Origin of the sequence: Streptomyces sp. DSM 15324 (genome assembly GCF_001514285.1) — a bacterium.
Classification (GTDB): Bacteria; Actinomycetota; Actinomycetes; order Streptomycetales; family Streptomycetaceae; genus Streptomyces.
The window spans coordinates 45,293-49,082 of record NZ_KQ949044.1; the positions used below are offsets into that span (position 1 = coordinate 45,293).

The 3,790-nt window shown below is 73.7% G+C and carries 1 protein-coding gene; it reads left to right on the top strand.

What is annotated here, in order from left to right; all coding sequences use genetic code 11:
- Nucleotides 1-3,790: type I polyketide synthase (locus AQJ58_RS39415; protein ID WP_159056405.1), on the top strand; the 3,790-nt coding region annotated here is incomplete at both ends.

Genomic DNA, 3,790 nt, shown 5'->3' on the forward strand with positions numbered 1-3,790 from the left:
CGCCGCGGGTGTCGCGGGTGTGATCAAGATGGTGCTGGCGATGCAGCACGGTGTACTGCCGCGCACGCTGCATGTGGACGAGCCGTCCTCGCACGTGGACTGGTCGGCCGGTGCGGTGGAGCTGCTGACGCAGGAGCAGGAGTGGACCGGCGGGGACGGCCGGCCGCGCCGTGCCGCCGTCTCCGCCTTCGGACTCAGCGGCACCAACGCCCATGTCGTCCTGGAGCAACCGCTCCCCGCCGGGGACCCGGTCGTCCCGGCCGCCCCGAACCCCCCGTCGGCCACGGTGCCCTGGCTGATCTCCGGCCGCAGCGACGAGGCGTTGCGCGCGCAGGCCACCCGGTTGGCCGAGCACCTCGAGTCCCGCCCCGAGCTGAGCCCCGCCGTGGTCGCCCACGCGCTCGCCACCTCCCGGTCCTCCTTCGAGCACCGCGCCACCGTGATCGGCGCCGACCGCGACGACCTCCTCACCGCCCTGAAGGCCGTCGGCCGGGGCGAACCCTCGCCCCTCGCGGCCGTCGGCACGGCCGGCCCCGAGGGCGGCCTCGCCTTCCTCTTCGCGGGACAGGGCTCCCAACGGCTCGGCATGGGCCGGGAACTCTACGAGGTCTTCACGGAGTTCGCGGAGGCGTTCGACTCCGTCTGCGCCCACCTGGACAACGAACTCGGGCGCTCCCTCAAGGAGATCGTCTTCGGCGACGACGAAACGGTGCTGAACCGGACCGAGTTCACCCAGCCCGCCCTCTTCGCCTTCGAAGTGGCGCTCTACCGGCTGCTGGAGTCGTGGGGGCTGCGCCCCGACGTGCTCGCCGGCCACTCCATCGGCGAACTGGCCGCCGCCTACGTCGCGGGAGTGTGGTCCCTGGACGACGCCTGCCGCCTGGTCGCGGCCCGGGGCCGACTGATGCAGGCACTGCCCGAAGGCGGCGCCATGGTCGCGCTGCAGGCCTCCGAGGAGGAGGTGCTGCCCCTGCTGGCCGGGCTGGAGACCGAGGCCGGCATCGCCGCCGTCAACGGACCGCAGTCCGTCGTGATCTCCGGCGGCGAGGAGCGGGTGGCGGAGATCGCCGCACACTTCCGCACCCTCGGCCGCAGGACCACCCCCTTGCGGGTCAGCCACGCCTTCCACTCGCCGCTGATGGAACCGATGCTGCGGGACTTCCTGAGTGTCGCGGAGGGCCTCACCTACCACCGTCCGCAGATCCCCGTCGTCTCCGACGTCACCGGCACCCTCGCCGACCCCGGCGAACTCTGCGCGGCCGGATACTGGGTGGCGCACGTCCGCCAGCCCGTACGCTTCGCGGACGACGTACGACGCCTGCACGAGCAGGGCGTCACCCGCTACCTCGAAGTCGGCGCCGACGGCACCCTCACCGCCCTGGCCCGCACCTGCCTCTCGGACGAGCCGTCCACGGGCAGCGGCTCACTGCTCGTCCCCGCGCTGCGCAAGGACCGCCCCGAGGTCGCCGGTCTGTACGGCGCCCTGGCCCAGCTCCACGCCCACGGCGTCGACATCGACTGGTCCCCGGCGCTCGGCGCCGCCCCCACCACCCCTGCGGCGGACCTGCCGACCTACGCCTTCCAGCACGAGCGCTACTGGCTCGACCACGGCACGGCCGCCACGGGCGGGACCCCGGAATCCGCCCGGACCGCGGCGGACACCGCCGACGACCGGTTCTGGGAAGCGGTCGAGTGCGAGGACGTCGACGCCCTGACGCAGACCCTGGGGCTCCCGCCCGAGGACATCGGCGCGGTCGTCCCGGCGCTCGCCTCCTGGCGGAAGCGGCAGCAGCAGGAGACCGCTGTCGAAGCCCTCGCCTACGAGGTGGTGTGGAAGCCCGCCACCATCGAACCGGCCACCGCGCCGGACGCCGGCGACGCCCGGTGGCTGCTGATCCTCCCGGCCGGCCCCGACGGCGACGACCCGGCCGTCACCGCCCTCACCACGGCCCTGGGCGGCCCCGACCGCGTCACCACCGTGGTCGCCACGGCCGCCACCGGCCGCGCCGCACTCGCCGACCGACTGCGTGAGGCCACGGAGGGTCACCCGGTCGCGGGTGTCCTCGTCTTCGCGGGACTCGCCGGAGCCGACCCCGACGGCCTGCCCCTCGGCCCCGCCCTGGTGGCCATGGTGATGCAGGCGCTCGGTGACGCGGGCGCGGGCGGCCGGGTGTGGGTGCTGACGCGAGGTGGTGTGTCGGTGGGCCGTTCGGACGGTCCGGCCGATCCGGTGCAGGGTGCGGTGTGGGGTCTGGGCCGGGTGGCGGCGTTTGAGTATCCGGATCGGTGGGGTGGTCTGATCGACCTGCCCGAGGTCCTGGACCGCCGCGCCGTCACGCGTCTGCTGGGCGTGCTGTTCGGCGGCGGCACGGAGGACCAGGTGGCTCTGCGGCCTTCCGGCGTCCTCGGGCGTCGTCTGGAACGGGTGCGTGGTGCTGTCGGCGGGGAGTCGGTGTGGTCTCCGCGGGGGACGGTGTTGGTGACGGGTGGTACGGGTGCGTTGGGTGCGCGGGTGGCGCGGTGGGTGGCGGCGGAGGGTGCCGAGCATGTGGTGTTGATGAGCCGTCGGGGTGTGGAGGCTCCGGGGGCGGTGGAGTTGCGTGAGGAGCTCACCGCTGCCGGTGTGCGGGTGTCGGTCGTGGCGTGTGATGCGTCGGATCGGGAGGCGTTGGCGGGGGTGTTGGCGGAGTATCCGGTGGATGCGGTGGTGCATACGGCGGGTGTGCTGGACGACGGTGTGATCGACGCGTTGACGCCGGAGCGGTTCGCGACGGTGTTGCGGGCGAAGGCGCTGGGCGCGTTGCACCTGGACGAACTGACCCGTGACCGCGACCTCGACGCCTTCGTCCTCTTCTCGTCGATCTCCGGCACCCTCGGCACCACGGGCCAGGGCAACTACGCCTCCGCCAACGCCTTCCTCGACACGCTCGCCCAGCGCCGCCGGGCGGCCGGGCTGCCCGCCACCTCGATCGTGTGGGGGCCGTGGGCCGACGGCGGCATGGCCGACGAGGAGGTCGTGCACTGGCGCATGCACCGCGGCGGTGTGCTGCCCCTCCAGCCCGCCCTCGGTGTCATGGCGCTGCATCGCGCCGTCGGCGAGCCCCTGCCGGTCGTCATGGTCGCGGACATCCACTGGGCCGAGTTCGCCCCCGTCTTCACGGTCACTCGCCCCAGCCCGCTGATCGAGTCGCTGCCCGAGGCGCGCGCGGCCGTCGAGAAGGCCGGAGCCGCTTCCGAACGCTTCGGGCGCGGCGACGGCTCCGTCCTGCGCGACCAGCTCATCGGACTCACCCCCGCGGAGCAGGAGCGCGTGCTCCTCGAAGTCGTCCGCTTCTGCACCGCCGGCGTCCTCGGCTACGCGGGGGCGGCCGCCGTCCCGGCCGAGCGTGCCTTCCGTGACCTGGGTGTCGACTCCCTCACCGCGGTCGAACTCCGCGGCACACTCGCCATGGCGACCGGTGTCCCCCTGGCCGCGACACTGGTGTTCGACTATCCGACGCCGGTGCTGCTCACGCGCCACCTGCGGGAACAACTCCTGGGTGACGCGCCCGGTGCGGAGGCCGTCGTCCCGGTGGTGGGGGGTGCGGTCGTCGCCGAGGATCCGGTGGTGATCGTCGGGATGGCGTGCCGGTTCCCGGGTGGGGTGCGGGATCCGGAGGGGCTGTGGAGGCTGCTGTCCGAGGGCGCCGACACCGTCGGCCCGTTCCCGACCGACCGGGGCTGGGACCTCACGGCCCTGTACGACCCCGACGCCGAACAGCGCGGCACGAGTTACGTGGATGTGGGCGCG